This window comes from Pseudomonas sp. TE6288 (assembly GCF_054062095.1).
Window position 1 is genome coordinate 16,973 of the sequence record NZ_JBSSEW010000021.1, and the last position, 18,188, is coordinate 35,160.

An 18,188-nucleotide genomic window follows, 5' to 3' on the forward strand; every position below is an offset into this window, starting at 1 on the left:
CTCCATCGCGGGCTTGCCCCGCGATACATCAGCGATCTTTACGCTTTCTTTATGTCCTGACCCGACCCCCCATCTCGCCCCTTTACGCCCCTCCCTCGGACAATTTCCCCAAAGCGGCCTTCACGCCGCAACTAGGGGAGATTGCACATGTACATGCTCGACGGGCTGTCACTGCTTCTGGCGGTGGCGTTGGCGGTTTACCTGCTGGTGGCGCTGCTGCGCGCCGATCGCGGCTAAGGGGCGACCATGCACAGTTACGATTACCTGCTGCTGCTGGCGTTCTTCGCCATCGTGCTGCTGCCGGCACCCTGGCTTGGGCGCTTCTACTTCAAGGTCATGGAGGGCCAGCGTACCTGGCTGTCGCCGCTCCTGGGCCCGGTGGAGCGGGGCTGTTACCGTGTGGCCGGCGTGCGCGCCGACCAGGAGCAGAGCTGGAAGCAGTACACCCTGGCCCTGCTGGCCTTCAACCTGGCCGGTTTTTTGATGGTGTTCGGCGTCCTGCAACTGCAGGGCAGCCTGCCGCTCAACCCGCAGCACTTGCCGGGCCAGGAATGGTCGCTGGCGTTCAACACCGCGGTCAGCTTCATGACCAACACCAACTGGCAGGCCTACAGCGGTGAAGCCTCGGTCAGCTACCTGAGCCAGATGATCGGCCTTACCGTGCAGAACTTCGTCAGCGCCGCCACGGGCCTTGCCGTGCTGGTTGCCCTGTGCCGGGGCATCGCCCGCCGTTCGGCCAGCACCCTGGGCAACTTCTGGGTCGACCTGACCCGCGCCACCCTCTACGGCCTGCTGCCGCTTTGCCTGGTGCTGGCGCTGCTGCTGGTGTGGCAGGGCGTGCCACAGACCTTCGCCGACTACGTCCACGCCGTGACCCTGCAAGGCGTTGACCAGACCATCCCGCTGGGCCCGGCCGCCAGCCAGATCGCCATCAAGCAGTTGGGCACCAACGGTGGTGGTTTCTTCGGCGTCAACTCGGCGCACCCGTTCGAGAACCCCACGGCCTGGAGCAACCTGTTCGAAGTGGCTTCGATCATCCTGATCCCGGTGGCTCTGGTATTCACCTTTGGCCACTACGTGAAGGACCTGCGCCAGAGCCGCGCGATCATCGCCTGCATGCTCGCGCTGTTCCTGATCGGCGGCAGCACCGCGCTGTGGTCGGAGCACCAGCCCAACCCGGCCCTGGAAAGCGCCCAGGTGCAGCAGAGCGCGCCACTCGAAGGCAAGGAGAGCCGTTTCGGCACTACCGGCTCCGTACTGTGGACGGTGACCACCACCTCGGCCTCCAACGGTTCGGTCAACGCCATGCACGACAGCCTCAACCCACTGACCGGCATGGTGGCGATGGTCAACATGATGCTTGGCGAGGTGATCTTCGGCGGCGTCGGCGCGGGCCTCTACGGCATGCTGCTGTTCGTGCTGATCGCCGTGTTCCTGGCCGGCCTGATGATCGGCCGCACCCCGGAATACCTGGGCAAGAAGCTGCAGGCCCGTGAAGTACAGCTGTTGGTGGCGACCCTGCTGGTGATGCCGGTGGGCGTGCTGGTGCTCGGCGCCATCGCCGCCAGCCTGCCAGGGCCTGCCGGCGCGGTGACCAACCCCGGGGCCCACGGCTTCAGCCAACTGTTGTACGCCTACACCTCGGGTACCGCCAACAATGGCTCGGCCTTCGCCGGCTTCGGCGCCAACACCCCGTTCCACAACGTGATGATCGGCCTGGCCATGCTAATCGGCCGCTTCGGCTACATCCTGCCGGTGCTGGCCCTGGCCGGCAGCCTGGCCGCCAAGAAGAGCACGCCGCAAGGCCTGAACAGCTTCCCCACCCACGGCCCGTTGTTCACCACGCTGCTGCTGGTGACCATCCTGCTGGTCGGTGGCCTGACCTTCCTGCCGACCCTGGCCCTGGGGCCGATTGCCGAACACCTGAGCCTGGGTTTCTGAGGAACACACCATGAACATGCCCATTCCCGAAGTGAAGGCGCGTCATAGCGCCAAGGACCAGACCCGTTTCGCCGCCCTGTGGCGCCCGGCGCTGGTGCAGGCCTTCGTCAAGCTCGACCCGCGCCAGCTCAAACGCGCCCCGGTGATGCTGGTGGTGGCCCTCACTGCCATGCTGACCACCGTGCTTTGCTTCGCCCCTGAAAGTGGCGTGAGCACTTCAGTGGCCGTGCAGATCACCGTATGGCTATGGTTCACCGTGCTGTTCGCCAACTTCGCCGAAGCCCTTGCCGAAGGCCGTGGCAAGGCCCGCGCCGACAGCCTCAAGGCTGGCAGCCAGGGGCTGGCCGCCAAGCGCCGCAAGAGTGACGGTACGTTCGAGACCGTCGCCGCCACCCAGTTGCGCAAGGACGACGTGGTGCGCGTGGTGGCCGGTGAGCTGATCCCCGGCGACGGCGAGGTGCTCGAAGGCATCGCCGCGGTCAACGAGGCGGCCATCACCGGCGAGTCCGCGCCAGTGATCCGCGAGTCCGGCGGCGATCGTTCGGCCGTTACCGGCAACACCCGCCTGGTCTCAGACTGGCTGCTGATCCGCATCACCAGCAACCCCGGCGAGTCGACCCTGGACCGCATGATCGCCCTGGTCGAAGGCGCCAAGCGGCAGAAGACCCCCAACGAGATCGCCCTCGACATCCTGCTGATCGGCCTGACCCTGATTTTCCTGATCGTGGTGGTGACCCTGCAGCCGTTCGCCCGTTTCGCCGGTGGCGAGTTGCCGCTGATCTTCCTCGCCGCGCTGCTGGTGACGCTGATCCCCACCACCATCGGCGGCTTGTTGTCGGCCATCGGCATCGCCGGCATGGACCGCCTGGTGCGCCTGAACGTGATCGCCCGCTCCGGCCGCGCCGTTGAAGCGGCAGGCGACGTGCACACGCTGATGCTCGACAAGACCGGCACCATCACCTTCGGCAACCGTCGCTGCAGCGCACTGCACGCAGCCTCCGGCGTGACCGCCAAGGAGCTGGGGGAGGGCGCCTTGCTCGCCTCGCTGGCCGATGACACTGCCGAAGGCAAGTCGATCGTCGAGTACCTGCGCCAGTTGCACGACTTCGCGGAACCGGCGAGCAACCAGTACGAAGCCATCGCCTTCAGCGCCGAGACGCGCCTGTCGGGTATCGACTTCCAGCAGCGCCGCTACCGCAAGGGCGCCGTCGACGCGGTACTGGCCTTCTGCGGCCTGCAACGCCTGGAGCTGCCCACGGCGCTGGCCCGTGAAGTGGAGCGCATCGCCCAGAGCGGCGGCACCCCGCTGCTGGTGTGCGTCGACAAGCACCTGCTCGGCGTAATCCACCTCAAGGACGTGGTCAAGCCCGGTATCCGCGAGCGTTTCGCCGAACTGCGCAAGCTCGGTATCCGCACCGTGATGGTCACCGGCGACAACCCGCTGACCGCTGCCGCCATTGCTGCCGAGGCGGGTGTGGACGACGTGCTCGCCGAAGCCACCCCGGAGAAGAAGCTGGCGCGGATCCGCCAGGAGCAGAACGACGGCCGCCTGGTGGCCATGTGCGGTGACGGTGCCAACGACGCCCCAGCCCTGGCCCAGGCCGACGTGGGCATGGCCATGAACGATGGCACCCAGGCGGCCCGCGAGGCCGCCAACATGGTCGACCTGGACAGCGACCCGACCAAGCTGCTGGACGTGGTACAGGTGGGCAAGGAGCTGCTGGTCACCCGTGGCGCGTTGACCACCTTCTCCATTGCCAACGACGTGGCCAAGTACTTCGCCATCCTGCCGGCGCTGTTCGCCGCCATCTACCCACAGTTGGGCGTGCTCAACCTGATGCACCTGGCCAGCCCGCAAAGCGCGATCCTCTCGGCCATTGTGTTCAACGCGCTGATCATCATCGTGCTGATCCCCCTGGCCCTGCGCGGGGTGCGGGTGCAGGCCGCCAGCGCCGCCCATTTGCTGCGGCGCAACCTGCTGATCTACGGCCTGGGCGGCATTGTCGTGCCGTTCGCCGGGATCAAGCTGATCGACATGCTGCTCACTGCGTTGCACCTGGTCTGAGGAGACTGACATGACCGCTTATGTACGCCCGGCCCTGAGCCTGATCCTGCTGATGACCGTGGTCACCGGCGCGCTGTATCCCCTGGCGGTGACCGGCATCGCCCAGGTCGCCTTCCCTGAGCAGGCCAACGGTAGCCTGTTGCGCGATGATCGGGGCGAGGTGCGCGGTTCGGCGTTGATCGCCCAGGAATTCAAGGGTGACGCTTGGTTCCAGTCGCGGCCTTCGGCGGGGGCCTATGCCACCGTGGCCAGCGGCGCCAGCAACCTGGCGCCGAGCAACCCGGCGCTGGTCGAGCGGGTCAAGACCGATGCCGCTGCGCAGTACCAGGCGCAGCAGGGGCCGGTGCCCCAGGCGCTGCTGACCACCTCGGGCAGCGGGCTGGACCCGCACCTGCCGCCCGAGGCGATCGCCTACCAGCTGCCGCGCGTGGCGGCGGCGCGGCAGGTCTCTGAGGAGCGCTTGCAAGTGCTGGTGAATGACGCCACCCTGCGTCCACTGATCGGGCCACCGGTGGTGAATGTGCTGGCATTGAACCAGGCGCTTGAGCGGTTGGCGCCGCTAGCCGCGCGCTGACGGTGGGATTTGTTCGCCGGCAAGCCGGCTCCTACGGGATTTGTGCCGTCCTGGCATGTGTCTGTAGGAGCCGGCTTGCCGGCGAACAGCTGATCCTTGAACAACCAAAGGATGAAACATGAGTGACTCCGCCCGCGCCGACGCGCTGTTGGCGGGCCTGCCCCGGGAAGGCCGGGGCAGGCTCAAGGTATTTCTCGGCGCCGCGCCCGGGGTCGGCAAGACTTTCTCCATGCTGCAGGCCGCCCACGCCCAGCAACGCCAGGGCGTGCGCGTGGTGGCCGGGGTGGTCGAGACCCACGGCCGGGCCGAGACCGAGGCCTTGCTCGGCGGCCTGACCCAGCAACCCCTGCTGCGCAGCGAATACCGTGGCGTGATGCTCGAGGAAATGGATCTCGACGGCCTGCTCAAGGCCACGCCGCCGCTGGTGCTGGTCGACGAACTGGCCCACACCAACGCCCCTGGTAGCCGCCACGCCAAACGCTGGCAAGACGTGCAGGATCTGCTCGCCGCCGGCATCGACGTGTACACCACGGTCAACGTCCAGCACCTGGAAAGCCTCAACGACAAGGTCCGCGACATCACCGGCGTGCAGGTGCGCGAGACGCTGCCCGACTGGGTGTTGCAGGAAGCCTTCGAACTGGTGCTGATCGACCTGCCGCCGCGTGAACTGCTCGAGCGCCTGCGCGAGGGCAAGGTTTACGTACCCGAACAGGCACGGGCGGCCATCGAGGCCTATTTCTCCCAGACCAACCTCACCGCCCTGCGCGAACTGGCCATGCAGACCGCCGCCGCCCAGGTGGACGCGGACCTGGCCAGCGGCTATCGCCAGCGCGGTCAGGAAGCCCCGGCCCTGCGCGGCCGGCTGCTGGTGGGCATCGATGGCGACGAGCAGGCCGAACGCCTGGTGCGCCATGCCTGTCGCGTCGCCCAGCGTCGCCATCTGCCATGGAGCGTGGTCCACGTCGACAACGGCCGCCTGCGTGACGAGACGGCCCGCCATCGCTTGCAGGCTGCCCAGCAACTGGCCGAGCGCCTCGGCGGCGAAGTGGTGCTGCTGCGCGCCGGCGAAGTGGCGCGCACGTTGATCCAGCACGCCGCCGAGCGCCGCGCCAGCCTGGTGCTGGTGGGCCAGTCCCGTGATCTGTTGCGTCGGCGCCTGTTCGGCGCCGGTGTGGCGGCCCGCCTGCTGCGTGAGAGCCACGGCCTGGAGATCAACGTGCTCGACCGCGACGCCCAGCCGCCAGCGGCGCGTACGGCGGTAAAGCGCGTATGGGTGTGGCGCCACTACCTGCTCGCGCTACTCGCCACCGCGCTGGCGGCGGGCTTGTCCTGGGCGGTGTCGAGCGTGTTGGCGCTGCCCAACATTTCCCTGGTGTTCCTCGCCGCCGTGCTGCTGGTGGCAGTGCGCAGCAGCCTGGGGCCGGCCCTGGCGTGCGCGGCGCTGTCGTTCCTCACCTACGATTTCCTGTTCATCCCGCCGAACTTCTCCTTCGCCATCCAGCGCGAAGAGGACGTGCTGACCCTGGTGTTCTTCCTGCTGATGGCCGCGCTCACCGGCAACCTCGCCGCTCGCCAGCGTCGCCAACTGCAGGCCTTGCGCGAAACCCAGGCGCAGACCAACCAGCTGCTCGACCTGTCGCGCCGCCTGACCGTTGCCACCGACCGCCAAGCGGTGTTCAGCGCTGCCGGCCAGCATATGGATGGCTGGCAGGGCGTGCAGGTGTGTCTGCTCGAACGCAGCGCCGAGGGCCTGCTGCAGGTGGCCAGCGGTGGCGCTCCCGCCTTCACCGACAATGAACGCGCCGCCGCCGAATGGGCCTGGCAACATGGCCAGGCCGCGGGCTTCGGCAGTGACACATTGCCCCACGGCCGCTGGTGGTGGTGGCCGCTGGCCGTGGAGGAACAGCCCCTGGCACTGCTCGGCATACGCCCACGCGACGGCGAGCCCTTGAGCGACCAGCGCCGTCGGCTGTTGATGGCCCTGGCGCAACCCCTGGCCCAGGCCCTGGCCCGTGCCCGCCTGGGCGAGCAACTGGAAGCCGCGCGCCTGCACGGCGAAACAGAGCAACTGCGCAGCGCCTTGCTCGCCTCGGTGTCCCACGACCTGCGCACGCCGCTGACGTCGATGCGCGGCAGTATCGACAGCCTGCTGGCGCTGGGCGACGCCATCCCCCCGGATGACCGCCGCGAACTGCTCGAAGGCACCCGAAACGAAGCCGAGCGTCTGGACCGCTACATCCAGAACCTGCTGGACATGACCCGCCTGGGCCATGGCACGCTCAAGCTGGCCCGCGACTGGGTTGCCCCGGCCGATATCGTCGGCAGCGCCCTCAACCGCCTGCGCGTGGTACTGGCCCCCCTGCGCGTGCACACCGAAGTCCCGCCCGAACTGCCGCTGCTGTTCGTGCACGCGGCGTTGATCGAGCAGGCGCTGATCAACGTGCTGGAAAACGCCGCGCGCTTTTCCCCGGCCAACGGCCGGCTGCAACTGCAGGTCTCGGTGCAGGACGAACAGCTGTGCCTCGCGATCGCCGACGAGGGCCCCGGCATCCCCCAGGACGAGCGCGAAAAGATCTTCGACATGTTCTACACCGCTGCCCGCGGCGATCGGGGCGGGCAGGGCACCGGCCTGGGCCTGGCGATCTGCCAGGGCATGATCGGTGCCCATGGCGGGCGGATCCTGGTCGACGACGGCATCGATGGTCACGGCACCCGCATCACTCTATGCTTGCCGCTGCCGACCCAACCCGATACTGAAAGTGAAGCCCCATGAGCCAAGCCGCCACCCTGCTGGTGATCGACGACGAGCCGCAAATCCGCAAGTTCCTGCGCATCAGCCTGGCGTCCCAGGGCTACAAGGTGATCGAGGCCGGCACCGGCAGCGACGGCCTGGCCCAGGCCGCCTTGAACAAGCCCGACCTGGTGGTACTCGACCTCGGTCTGCCGGACATGGACGGCCAGCAGGTGCTGCGCGAGCTGCGTGAATGGAGCACGGTGCCGGTGATGGTGCTGTCGGTGCGTGCCAGCGAAGTGCAGAAGGTCGATGCCCTCGACGGCGGGGCCAACGACTACGTGACCAAGCCGTTCGGTATCCAGGAATTCCTTGCCCGGGTGCGGGCCTTGCTGCGCCAGGCACCCCAGGTGGGGGCAGCCACGTCGGCGGCGAGCTTTGGGCCATTGGTGGTGGATTTTGCCTATCGCAAGGTGACCCTGGAGGGCGTCGAGGTGGCGCTTACGCGCAAGGAATACGCGTTGCTGGCGCAACTGGCCGGGCACCCCGGGCGGGTAATCACCCAGCAGCAACTGCTCAAGGATATCTGGGGGCCGACCCATGTCGACGATACCCACTACCTGCGCATCGTGGTGGGGCATCTGCGGCAGAAACTGGGGGATGACCCCACGGCGCCCAGGTTCATCATTACCGAACCGGGCGTGGGGTACCGTCTGGTGACGCCGGCTTGACGCCCGTCGTCGTGGGAGCGGGCTCGCTCCCACAAACCCATCGCGTTACACGGATAACTCCAGGGCCAGCAGTTCCTGCACGCTCTGCCGTCGACGGATCATCCGCAGCCTGCCTTGCTCGAGCAGAAACTCCGGCAGCAACGGTCGGCTGTTGTAGTTCGACGACATCGATGCGCCATAGGCCCCGGCGTCGTGAATCACCAGCAGATCGCCCACCTTGGCCTGGGGCAGGTCCTGGGGCGTCAACTCCTCGTCGTTCTGGGTGAACACATCACCGGACTCGCACAGCGGCCCGGCCACCACGGTCGGTTGCAGGGGGCGATTGACTGGGCGCCCCACGGCATCGAACAGGCTCATGCGGTGATAAGCACCGTACATCGCCGGGCGCATCAGGTCGTTGAAACCGGCGTCGACCAGGATGTAGTGGCGCTCGCCCATCTGCTTGACCGCGCGCACCTCGGCCACCAGGTAGCCGGACTCGGCCACCAGGAAGCGCCCCGGCTCGATCTCCATGCGTACGGAGTGGCCGAGCATCGCCTCGATTTCCGAGCGGGCCACCGCCCAGGTGTGGGCGTAGCGCTGGAGGTCCACCGGTTGGTCGCCGTCGCGGTAGGGGGTGGACAGCCCGCCACCGATGGAGAAGGCCTCGATATCCATGCCCAGGCGGCCGATCAGCCCGACCATGGCTCCGGCCACCTGTTCCAGATGTGCGTAGTCCACCCCCGAGCCGATGTGCATGTGCACGCCCACCAGGTGCAGGCCGTGCTGCTTCACGCAGGCCAGGGCCTCGGGCAATTGCTCATGCCAGATGCCGTGCTTGCTGTTCTCGCCGCCGGTGTTGGTCTTGCGGCTGTGGCCATGACCGAAGCCGGGGTTGATGCGCAGCCACACCCGGTGGCCGGGGGAGCGCTCGCCGAGCTGGCGGAGCATGTCGATGGAGCCGGCGTTGACCTCGATGCCAGTCTCCACGACCCGCGCCAGGGTTGGTTGGTCCAGCACGTCGCAGGTCAGCACCACGCCGGCCGGCTCGCCGCCCACCGATGCGCCAGCGGCGAAGGCGCGTTCCATTTCTCCCAGGGAGACCGCGTCGAGCACCAGGCCGCGTTCGCGGATCAGACGCAGCACGTGCAGGTTGGGGTTGGCCTTCTGCGCGAAGCGCACGGTGTCGAAGTGCTGCTTGAGCTGGTCGATGCGTTGATGGATGGTCTGGGCGTCGTAGGCCCACAGCGGCGAGCCGTGCTGGCGGACGGCATCGGCCAGGAGGGTGGTGGTCATGGTGGCGTTCCTTGTTTTGGATACGCCGATGGTGAGGCAGTTTTAGTGATTCAGAAAAATAGCTATTGTTCTGAAGGTAATTCATATCTGATATGTAGCAACCCCTCCAGGTTTCTGGTTACGCACAGGTCTTGTTGCAGCCATGCGACTTTCCATTCGTCATATCGAAGTTTTCCGCGCCATCATGGCCGCCGGCAGTGTCACTGGCGCCGCGCGCCTGCTGTTCACCTCACAGCCCACGGTCAGCCGCGAGCTGGCGCGCATGGAGCAGGTCACCGGCCTGAGTTTGTTCGAGCGCGAAGGCGGGCGCCTGGTGCCCAGTGCCCAGGCCTTGCTGCTGATCGAGGAAGTCGAGCGTGCCTTCGTCGGCCTCGAGCGCATCGACCGCTTCGCCCAGGCCATCCGCAATTTCGAGCAGGGCCGGCTGGCCGTCACCTGCCTGCCGTTGTTCTCGCAAACCCTGCTGCCGAAGGCCTGCAAGGCGTTTCACCAGCATCATCCTGGGGTCAGCCTGAGCATCACCGCCCAGGAGTCGCCGTTGTTGGAGGAGTCGCTGGTCGCCCAGCAGCACGACCTCGGCCTGACCGAAACCGCGCAAGTGCCGCGGGGTGCGGTCGGCGAGCTGTTGTTCAACGCCGACATGGTCTGTGTGTTGCCCGCGCAGCACCCCTTGCTGGCCAAGCCGGTACTCCAGTTGCAGGACTTCCATGAGGTCGATTTCATCAACCTTGCCAGTCTGGACAGCTACCGCCAGCAACTCGACCGGCATTTCCGCGAGGCCGGCGTGAACCGGCGCACGATCATCGAGACCACCAGCGCCGCCTCGGTGTGCGCCATGGTCCGCCAGGGGCTGGGGGTGGCGATCATCAACCCGCTGAGCGGGCTGGAAGCGGGGCAGGCTGGGCTGGCGATCCGCCGCCTGAGCCTGTCGGTGCCGTACCAGGTGATGCTGATCCGGCCAGAGCTGCGGCCGGCGTCAGTGGTGCTGGAGCCGTTCTGCCAGGCGCTGCGGGTGCAGGCCAGGGCAATGGAGGCGGCCTTGGCGCAAGGCGCCTGAGCGGTCGGGCGACCGATTGGAACGTTCTCAGCCACGCCAAGGTCAACCCCATCAGCAGTGATCGAAAATGCTCCACAGCATGAGGAATCGCCATGAGTACGCTGACGATCGAAGGCTGGTTCAAAGCTGAGGGTGATCGCAGGTCCACCCCGGTGGGCGATATCCACTTCGACATCCAGGGTGTGAACCACCGCAAGTTGGAGCAGGCCGAGGAGCGCCTGCAACAGAGCCACGAGCCCGAGGCGATGGTGGATGTCGACATGGACAGCCTGAACCTGGTGTTGCCCGAGGGCTACGGCCCGTTGTCGGACTGCCGCCTGCGCGTCTACCTGAGCGACGACGAGCGTGGCCAGTTCCACCTGGTCGGGCATCGGGCCAGCGATGGCAGCCTGATCTACACCAATGCGGTGTTGATCGCTCAGCTGAGCTGAATACCGGCTGCGCTGTCGCCGATTTCCAGGCGTGCCGCCACTGACGTTGCCACTTCGATGAAAGCCCGCGCTGCCGCGCTCTGATAGGCGCCCCTGCGCTGCATCAAGACTGCGGTGCGCTGCAGGCGCAGAGGGTCCAGGGCAATGGCGGTCAGGTCATCATGGGCCAGGGCGAGCTTGGCGGGCAGCAAGGTCGACAGTGTCGTGCGGCGTATCACTTCGATCACCGCGCCAATCGCGTTGGCCTCCATCCGCACCCGTGGGCGTATACCGTGCTGGCGGAAATAGCGCTCGATCTGCTCGCGCGTGGCGAACTCGGCGCTGAGCAATATCAGCGACTCGTCGTTGAGCGCCTGCGGGCCAATGCTGCGGGCAGTGGCCAGCGGATGTGCGCGACCGACCACCAGCGCCAGGGTTTCCACCAGCAGCGGGCGGCTGTCGATGTCCTGGCTGTGGACCTCATCGAAGGCGATGCCGACATCCAGCTCATCGGCCTGCAACAGCTCCTCCATGCGCTCTTGGGCGATTTCGCGCAGGTTCAGGGTGATGTTGGGGTAACGCGCATGGAAGGCCTCGACCAGCGGGCCGATCAGGTAGCTGGTGAAGGTCGGCGTTACCGCCACCCGCAGCGATCCTCGGCTCAGGTCGCCCACGTCATGGATGGCGCGCCTGGCCTCCAGCAGTTCCTGTTCCGCCCGCTTGGCATAGCGCAGGTAGACATCCCCGGCATCGGTCAGCCGCGTGCTGCGCCCGGAACGGTCGAACAACTGCGCGCCAAGGCTTTCCTCCAGTTGCCTGACCTGTTGTGACAGCGCCGGCTGGGAGACATGCAGCGCCGCTGCGGCGCGGGTGAAACTGTGGTGTTGCGCCACTGCGAGAAAGTACTGGAGGTGCCGGGCAAGCATGACTGTTTCCATAAGATAATCTGATGAGCTTCATCATAAATGAGACTTTTATCTTATGTAATGCGCTGCGTAACCTTTGCCTCAACACACCGCGACATTGAGGCAAGCAGCCATGAAAGACATCATCGACGGTTTTCTGAAGTTCCAGCGCGACGCCTTCCCCGAGCGGGTCAAGCTGTTCAAGGACCTGGCCACCCAGCAAAGCCCACGGGCGCTGTTCATCTCCTGCTCCGACAGCCGCCTGGTGCCCGAGCTGGTCACCCAGCGCGAGCCGGGTGACCTGTTCGTCATCCGCAACGCCGGCAACATCGTGCCGTCCTACGGCCCTGAGCCTGGCGGCGTATCGGCCTCGGTCGAGTACGCCGTCGCCGCGCTGCAAGTGGCCGACATCGTCATCTGCGGCCACTCCGACTGCGGCGCCATGACCGCCATCGCCACCTGCAAGTGCCTGGACCACATGCCCGCCGTGGCCGGATGGCTGCGCTATGCCGACTCCGCCCGGGTGGTCAACGAGGCGCGCCAGCATCACAGCCCGCAAGCCAAGGTCGAGGCCATGGTGCGCGAGAACGTGATCGCCCAGCTGGCCAACATCCAGACCCACCCCTCGGTGCGCCTGGCCCTGGAAGAGGGCCGCGTGCGCCTGCATGGCTGGATCTACGACATCGAAAGCGGCCGCATCGATGCCTTCGATGGGCGCACCGGCCAGTTCGTGACCCTGGCGCAGAACCCTGACGTCAACGCCGTTTCCCACCCCTCCAGGCACGTTGCCTGAACCTCTTTCAAACCCAAGGAGATACACCATGATCCAGTCGCAAATCAGCCAGAACGCCCGCCTTGCCCTGAGCGAAGTCATCCTCCTGGCCAAGGCCCGCAAGGACCTGTCGTTCGCCCAGATCACCGACGGCACCGGGCTGTCCGAAGCCTTCGTCACTGCCGCGCTGCTGGGCCAGCACCCGCTGCCGGCCAGCGCTGCCCAGGTGGTGGGTGACAAGCTCGGCCTGGACGCCGATGGCATTGCCCTGCTGCAGACCGTGCCACTGCGCGGCAGCATCCAAGGCGGCGTGCCGACCGACCCGACCATCTACCGCTTCTACGAGATGCTGCAGGTGTACGGCACCACCCTCAAGGCACTGGTCCACGAGAAGTTCGGCGACGGCATCATCAGCGCCATCAACTTCAAGCTCGACGTGAAGAAGGTTGACGACCCGGAAGGTGGTTCCCGCGCGGTGATCACCCTGGATGGCAAGTACCTGCCGACCAAACCGTTCTGATTCGCCCTTAGGGGAGTGGCCCGACCGCAGCAAGACGGCCGGGCCATTTCCACGCTCGCTAATGATCCCCTATCAGGAGTGACGGCATGGACCTGATCTTCAGAAATGTCCGCATCGACGATGCAAAACCCTTGATGGATGTGGCCGTGCGCAATGGCAAGATCACTGATATCGCCCAGACGATCACGGCAACGGCAAACCAGGAAATCCAGGGCAACGGCAATGTCCTGGTCCCCGGCTTCGTCGAAGCCCACCTGCACCTGGAAAAAGCCAATGTCATGCAGCGCAAGGCCAACCGCTCCGGCACCTTGAAGGAAGCGATCGCCGTCACCGCCGCGCTCAAGCCCACCCTGACCCGCGACGATATTCGCGAGCGTTCTGTGCAGGTGTTGCGCGCCCTGGTGCAGGCCGGCACCACCCATGTGCGCGCCCACGCCGAGTTCGATCCGGCCCAGGGTTTTACCGGCCTGGACGTGGTCCTGGAGCTGCGCGAAACCTTGCGTGATGTTATCGATATCCAGGTGGTGGCGTTTCCCCAGGAAGGCATCCTGAAACTGCCCGGCATGAAAGAGATGATGGTCGAGGCCATGGAGAGGGGCGCCGATGTGGTCGGCGGCATTCCCTACAACGACGTATCGCCCCTGGAGCACATCGATTTCGTCTTCGACCTGGCCCAGCGCTACGGCAAGGACATCGACCTGCACCAGGACTTCGCCGACGACGCCGAGCACATGACCATCGAGTACGTCGCCCGCCGGACCCTCGCCGCGGGCTACCAAGGGCGCGTCAGCGTCGGCCACCTGACCAGCCTGGCGGCCGTGGAGCCAGCGCGCCAGGCGCGCATCATCGCGCTGCTGCGCGAAGCCGGCATCAGCGTGATGTGCCTGCCTGCCACCGACCTGCACCTGGGCGCCCGCGGCGACAGCCACAATGTGCGCCGCACCTTGACGCCGGTGCGGGCGTTGCGCGATGGCGGGGTGAACGTGTGCCTGGCCACCAACAACATCCGCAATGCCTTCACCCCCTACGGCACCGGCGACCTGCTGCACATCGCGCAACTGGCCATCCCCGCCTGCCACCTGGGCGGGGCGGACGACCAGGCCACGGTGCTGCCGATGCTCACCAGCAACCCTGCCAAGGCCCTGGGGTTGCAGCACCATGGCCTGGCGGTGGGCAACGACGCGGACCTGGTGCTGATGGACACCCACCGTGTCAGCGATGTGATCCTCGACCTGCCTGCGCGGCTGATGGTGCTCAAGCGCGGCAGGGTGGTGGCGACGGCCGAGCAGCGGCGTTCGGTGGTGTTCTGAAGGCCGGGCTCAGACCGCCAGCAGCAACAGTGCCGCCACCAGTGCCGGGGGCATTACCAGCACGCCCAGGCGCAGGAAGCTCAGCGCGCCGACATGCTCGCCCTCGCGTCGGATCGCCACCAGCCACAGCAGCGTGGCCAGGGAGCCGGTGATTGACAGGTTCGGGCCCAGGTCGACGCCGATAAGCAAGGCGGCGGTGGTCTGCCGGGGCAGCTCGACCAGCTGGCCGATGGAGCCGGCGATCAGGCCGGTGGGCAGGTTGTTCATCAGGTTGCCGGCCACCGCGGAGATCACGCCCGCAGCCCAGCTCGCCGTGCCCGGCGACTGCTGCGCCAGGGTCGCCAGCATATGCGCGAGCCGATCAATCACGCCGGTATGGGCCACCGCCTCCACCAGCACGAACAGGCCCGCGACCAGCGGCAGCACGCCCCAGGCCACATGGCGCAGCAACGGCGCCGGGCTGCGCCGCTGGCGCAGGTGGATCAGCCCGACCGTGGCCATGCCTGCGCAAAAGGTCGGCAGCCCCAGCGGCACGTCCAGTGCCGATACCGTCAACAGCAGGGCGCCGGTGAACATCAGGCCCAGCGCGCAAAGCCGGGCGCCGGCCGACAAGGGGCGCAGCTCGATGGCCACGGCCAGCGGCTGGCGGATGCGCTTGCGCATGGTCAGGCGCAGCATCAGGTAGGTCGCGGCGATGGCCGCCAGCGACGGCAGGCTGAACTGGCGCAGCCACTCCAGCAGCGGCGGCATCTGGCTGCCGAAGACCACCAGGTTGGCCGGGTTGGAGATGGGCAGCACGAAGCTGGCGGCATTGGCGATGAAGGCGCAGATGAACAGGTAGGGCAGCGGCTCGGCCTTGGCCGCCTTGCATGCCGCGTATACGGCCGGCGTCAGCACCACGGCGGTGGCGTCGTTGGACAGGAACACCGTGACCAGGGTACCGACCAGGAACACCAGGTCGAACAGGCGCTGGCCGGAACCCTTGGCGTGCTGCACCGCGTACCTGGCCAGCCAGTCGAACAATCCCTCCTGGCGCGCCAGTTCGGCCAGCACCATCATGCCGACCAGGAACATGTAGACATCGCCACCTTTGGCCACGGCCGACAATGCCATGCGCCAAGGGATCAGCCCGCAGGTCGTCAGCAGCACCGCGGCGCCCAGCGCCCAGACGTATTCCGGCACGCGACCGGGGCGAACGATGACCAGGGCGGTGGCCAGGGCCGCGACCGACCAGATGATCAGTGCTGAATCAGCAACGGGCATGGGAACTACCAATTTCAGAATGGGGTATCGAGGGTGGCCACGACGCTGCACGCCGAGGTCGGCGACATGGCCGCCTACGTTAGCACTCCAGAACCCCGGCTGTGATGAAGTTCGTGCAGGCCTGAGAGCACCGGGTGGCCTCCCTGATAAAACTCATCAACCGCTATAAACGCGATCAATGTTGGCAGACGCTTACTGGATCCCTCACTAGATTGCACAAGGCGTGCTGGACGCCCCGAACAACAATAACGAGGGACCCGACTATGCCCACTGCCCCCCAAGCGTCCAACGCCTGGCGCATCCTGTTCCTGCTGTTCCTGGCCAACCTGTTCAACTTCTTCGACCGCACCATCCCCGCCATCGTCATCGAGCCGATCCGCCTGGAGTGGCACCTGAGCGACTTCCAGATCGGCATCATCGGCACCGCCTTCACCCTGGTCTACGCCATCGCCGGCCTGCCCCTGGCACGTATCGCCGACACCGGTTCACGCAGCAAGCTCATGGGCTGGGGCCTGCTGGCCTGGAGCGGGCTGACGGCGGTCAACGGCATGGTCGGCAGCTTCTGGAGCTTCCTGCTGGTGCGCATGGGCGTGGGCATCGGCGAGGCCAGCTACGCGCCCGCCGCCAACTCGCTGATCGGCGACCTGTTCCCCGCCGGGCGGCGGGCAAGGGCGATGGGCATCTTCATGCTTGGCCTGCCGTTGGGCCTGTTGCTGGCGTTTTTCAGCATCGGCGCGATGGTCGAGGCCTTCGGCAGCTGGCGGGCGCCGTTCTTCATTGCCGCCGTGCCTGGCGTGCTGTTGGCGCTGTTCATCTTCATGATCCGCGAACCCGCGCGCGGTGCGGCGGAGACTGTGGCTATCGCCCAGACCCCGCTCGACCGCCCGCTGCGCCGGGTGCTCAGCGTGCCCACCTTCGCCTGGCTGGTGTTGGCGGGGCTGACCTTCAACTTCGCCACCTATGCCTGCAACTCGTTCATGGTGCCGATGCTGCAGCGTTACTTTGCGCTAACGCTGCACGACGCCGCAGTGGCCACCGGGCTGATCGTTGGCCTCAGCGGCCTGGTGGGCCTGACCCTCGGCGGCTGGGTGGCCGACAAGGTGCACCAGCGCTTCGCCAATGGCCGCCTGGTGTTTGCCGCGTTGAGCATGCTGGTAGCCAGCCTGTGCACCGCCTGGGCGCTGCATGCCGGGCGCATCGAGCTGGGGGTGTTCGTGGCGGTCTTTGGTATTGGCTGGCTGTTCTCGTACAACTTCTACACCTGCGTGTACACCGCCATCCAGGACGTGGTGCAACCGCGCTTGCGGGCCACGGCCATGGCCCTGTTCTTCGCCGGGCTGTACCTGCTGGGCGGCGGGCTAGGGCCGGTGGTGGTCGGCGGGCTGTCCGACCACTTCGCCGTGGCGGCCATGACGGCGGCGGGTGAGGGCCTGATGAGCGAGGCGTTCAAGGCACAGGGGCTGCATGATGCGATGTACTTGATCCCCGTGGCGCTGATGTTGACGATGGTGTTCCTGCTGGCGGCTTCGAGGTGTTTCAGCCGGGATGCGCAGCGGATGCGCGAGGGCATGGTTCTGGAGGGCGGGGCGATGGCGGGGCAGGCGGCACAGGCTTGATTCCATGCGTATCGGCCTGGTCGCCAGCACTTGCTTGTCGAGAAGGTTGGCATTGAGGTTCATCGAGTCCTGACGCCGCGATTGTCACTCAAATTTCGGCGTTGCGGATCACTCGTTGATACGCCGCCGTCATGGCTTGCCATGTTTCGCTGTCGGCGGGCACCAGGTGCTCGATACGCAGCGACGCCACCGTGATGTCCTGCGGCATGCCGAAGGTGGTGAAGGTCGACAGAAAGCGCATTTCACCCTCGGCAGTGCGCACCCGGGTCAACACCACTGGAGAAATAGGCGTATCCGCCGCCAACGCGGGTGGCATGGGCAAGCCTTGCAGCAGCCTCGCCAGGTCAGGGTTGCTCACCGACTCCCTGGCCGCCCGCTGCCAGGCGATCGCCCGTATCTCGTCTGCATTGACCAGACGATCCCCCAGCCCGCCCGGGCGCAGCAGGGTGTCCAGCAGGTTGAGGCCCGAGGTGCTGCTGGTCGCTACCCCCGCCATTGCGAACAACAGCCCGGCACTGGCATTGGCCGCCGTGATGTCCCAGTTGCTGGCGATGACGATGGCCGGGGCGGGGTTGTTGGCTTGCAGGATGTGCTCCACGGCGTCGTGCACCATCTTCATGGCCGGGGCGCCCGCTGCAGAGGCCATGTAGCGCGGTGCATAGCCCGCCGCGAGGAACACTTCGTTGCACTGATCGAGCGGCACCTGCAGCGCGCTGAGTAGGGCATGCAAGGTGCCGGGGCTGGCCTTGGCACGGCCGGTTTCCACGCAGCTCAGGTGGCGTTGCGAAACACCGGCGAGCAACGCCAGGTCGAGCTGGCTGAGCCCGGCCTGGCGCCGCAGGCGGCGCAGATGAGCGCCCGCGTCGGTGGCAGTGGGCGGGTGCGGGGTGTGGAAGGGAAGAGGGCTCATGCTGCGACTCTGGCTGTCCTTGGCTGAAGCGTCCATGACCTGTGAGGTCATTGCGGCGCAGGCGACTGTATCACTAGCGTGAGGCCAACTTCGCCCGCCAGATCGACA

Annotated in this window: 16 protein-coding genes; 12 read left to right on the forward strand and 4 right to left on the reverse strand. The window is 66.6% G+C overall.

Going from position 1 to position 18,188, the window contains the following annotated elements; genetic code table 11:
• The first annotated feature begins 147 nt into the window (after window positions 1-147).
• The 6 genes from kdpF (at window position 148) to ACVWY1_RS20995 (ending at window position 8,042) form a co-directional block, all read left to right on the forward strand.
• Window positions 148-237: a K(+)-transporting ATPase subunit F gene (gene kdpF / locus ACVWY1_RS20970; RefSeq protein WP_011534724.1), complete on the forward strand. Its 90-nt coding sequence runs from the start codon at window positions 148-150 to the stop codon at window positions 235-237.
• 9 nt (window positions 238-246) lie between these two features.
• A complete protein-coding gene (kdpA, locus tag ACVWY1_RS20975; protein ID WP_457378701.1) occupies window positions 247-1,941 on the forward strand; it encodes a potassium-transporting ATPase subunit KdpA in 1,695 nt (564 codons plus the stop codon).
• A 10-nt stretch (window positions 1,942-1,951) separates the two neighbouring features.
• Entirely contained in the window at window positions 1,952-4,006 is a 2,055-nt protein-coding gene (gene kdpB, locus ACVWY1_RS20980; protein WP_214500378.1) for a potassium-transporting ATPase subunit KdpB, read from the forward strand.
• A gap of 10 nt (window positions 4,007-4,016) precedes the next feature.
• On the forward strand, window positions 4,017-4,580 hold the full coding sequence (gene kdpC / locus ACVWY1_RS20985) for a potassium-transporting ATPase subunit KdpC (RefSeq protein ID WP_102683718.1): 564 nt from the start codon (window positions 4,017-4,019) through the stop codon (window positions 4,578-4,580).
• A 118-nt stretch (window positions 4,581-4,698) separates the two neighbouring features.
• Window positions 4,699-7,353 (forward strand): DUF4118 domain-containing protein, encoded by a 2,655-nt coding sequence (locus ACVWY1_RS20990; RefSeq protein ID WP_457378702.1) that lies wholly within the window; start codon window positions 4,699-4,701, stop codon window positions 7,351-7,353.
• A complete protein-coding gene (locus tag ACVWY1_RS20995; RefSeq protein WP_102683716.1) occupies window positions 7,350-8,042 on the forward strand; it encodes a response regulator in 693 nt (230 codons plus the stop codon). Before ACVWY1_RS20990 ends, ACVWY1_RS20995 begins: the two co-directional genes overlap by 4 nt.
• Window positions 8,043-8,087: 45 nt before the next feature.
• Here ACVWY1_RS20995 and lysA read toward each other — a convergent pair whose 3' ends face one another.
• A complete protein-coding gene (lysA, locus tag ACVWY1_RS21000; protein ID WP_457378703.1) occupies window positions 8,088-9,317 on the reverse strand; it encodes a diaminopimelate decarboxylase in 1,230 nt (409 codons plus the stop codon).
• Between the two features lie 142 nt (window positions 9,318-9,459).
• Here lysA and ACVWY1_RS21005 point away from each other — a divergent pair, with 142 nt between their 5' ends.
• Entirely contained in the window at window positions 9,460-10,374 is a 915-nt protein-coding gene (locus ACVWY1_RS21005; protein WP_198755283.1) for a LysR family transcriptional regulator, read from the forward strand.
• Between the two features lie 92 nt (window positions 10,375-10,466).
• Complete coding sequence (locus ACVWY1_RS21010; RefSeq protein WP_102683713.1) at window positions 10,467-10,805, forward strand: hypothetical protein; 339 nt, start codon at window positions 10,467-10,469, stop codon at window positions 10,803-10,805.
• Here the strand turns inward: ACVWY1_RS21010 and cynR are convergent.
• Window positions 10,793-11,710, reverse strand: coding sequence for a transcriptional regulator CynR (gene cynR / locus ACVWY1_RS21015; RefSeq protein ID WP_457378704.1), 918 nt, complete (start codon window positions 11,708-11,710; stop codon window positions 10,793-10,795). The genes ACVWY1_RS21010 and cynR overlap by 13 nt on opposite strands.
• Before the next feature lie 112 nt (window positions 11,711-11,822).
• Here cynR and ACVWY1_RS21020 point away from each other — a divergent pair, with 112 nt between their 5' ends.
• From ACVWY1_RS21020 to ACVWY1_RS21030, 3 genes are all read left to right on the forward strand, one after another.
• Complete coding sequence (locus tag ACVWY1_RS21020; protein WP_110703495.1) at window positions 11,823-12,482, forward strand: carbonic anhydrase; 660 nt, start codon at window positions 11,823-11,825, stop codon at window positions 12,480-12,482.
• Between the two features lie 28 nt (window positions 12,483-12,510).
• Window positions 12,511-12,981 (forward strand): cyanase, encoded by a 471-nt coding sequence (gene cynS / locus ACVWY1_RS21025; protein WP_038706489.1) that lies wholly within the window; start codon window positions 12,511-12,513, stop codon window positions 12,979-12,981.
• Between the two features lie 86 nt (window positions 12,982-13,067).
• On the forward strand, window positions 13,068-14,291 hold the full coding sequence (locus ACVWY1_RS21030) for an amidohydrolase family protein (protein ID WP_457378705.1): 1,224 nt from the start codon (window positions 13,068-13,070) through the stop codon (window positions 14,289-14,291).
• Between the two features lie 9 nt (window positions 14,292-14,300).
• On the opposite strand, the gene ACVWY1_RS21035 is transcribed toward ACVWY1_RS21030, so the two are convergent.
• Window positions 14,301-15,554: an arsenic transporter gene (locus ACVWY1_RS21035; protein ID WP_457378706.1), complete on the reverse strand. Its 1,254-nt coding sequence runs from the start codon at window positions 15,552-15,554 to the stop codon at window positions 14,301-14,303.
• Window positions 15,555-15,817: 263 nt separating this feature from the next.
• Here ACVWY1_RS21035 and ACVWY1_RS21040 point away from each other — a divergent pair, with 263 nt between their 5' ends.
• Complete coding sequence (locus ACVWY1_RS21040; protein ID WP_457378707.1) at window positions 15,818-17,170, forward strand: spinster family MFS transporter; 1,353 nt, start codon at window positions 15,818-15,820, stop codon at window positions 17,168-17,170.
• A gap of 88 nt (window positions 17,171-17,258) precedes the next feature.
• Here ACVWY1_RS21040 and ACVWY1_RS21045 read toward each other — a convergent pair whose 3' ends face one another.
• Complete coding sequence (locus ACVWY1_RS21045) at window positions 17,259-18,080, reverse strand: helix-turn-helix domain-containing protein (RefSeq protein WP_277505064.1); 822 nt, start codon at window positions 18,078-18,080, stop codon at window positions 17,259-17,261.
• Window positions 18,081-18,188 lie beyond the last annotated feature (108 nt).